General features: G+C 49.3%; 1 protein-coding gene. It reads left to right on the forward strand.

Annotated elements, in window-relative coordinates; all coding sequences use genetic code 11:
• Window positions 1-756 (forward strand): IS982 family transposase (locus tag HMPREF0670_RS15135; protein WP_009232007.1); only part of this gene is annotated, 756 nt, incomplete at both ends.

Raw genomic sequence — 756 nt, forward strand, 5'->3', positions numbered from 1 at the left:
CCATATCGCCCCCATAGACGAGGGATATAAGCGAATGAGAAACCGCAAAGGGCAAATGTCCAAGAGCGAAATCATGACCATTCTGCTGTGCTACCATTTTGGCTCATTCCGCAACTTCAAGCACTATTACCTCTTTTTCATCAAGGAACATCTGGCCAGCTACTTCCCAAAGGCCGTGTCCTACACGCGCTTCGTGGAACTCATGCCCCGCGTGTTCTTCGACCTGATGGCCTTCATGCGCATCCAAGGTTTTGGAAAGTGCACGGGCATTAGTTTCGTAGACAGTACGATGATTCCCGTATGCCACAACATGAGAAGGAAATTCAACAAGGTGTTTGATGGGCTCGCCAAGAACGGAAAGGGAACGATGGGCTGGTGTCATGGTTTCAAGCTGCATCTGCTGTGCAACGAGATGGGCGACGTGCTCACCTTCTGCCTGACTCCCGCAAACGTGGACGACAGGGATCCCATGGTGTGGAAGGTCTTTACCAAAGTGCTCTACGGCAAAGTGTTTGCCGACAAGGGGTACATCAAGCAAGAATTCTTTGAGAACCTCTTCAACCAAGGTATCCATCTTGTTCACGGGCTCAAGTCGAACATGAAAAACAAGCTTATGCCCTTGTGGGACAAGATGATGCTGCGCAAGCGATATATAATAGAATGCATCAACGAATTGCTCAAGAACAAGGCCAACCTTGTCCATTCACGCCATCGCTCTGTACATAACTTCCTTATGAATCTCTGTGCGGCACTGGC

Source organism: Prevotella sp. oral taxon 317 str. F0108, from assembly GCF_000162415.1.
In the GTDB taxonomy this organism is placed as follows: Bacteria; Bacteroidota; Bacteroidia; order Bacteroidales; family Bacteroidaceae; genus Prevotella; species Prevotella conceptionensis.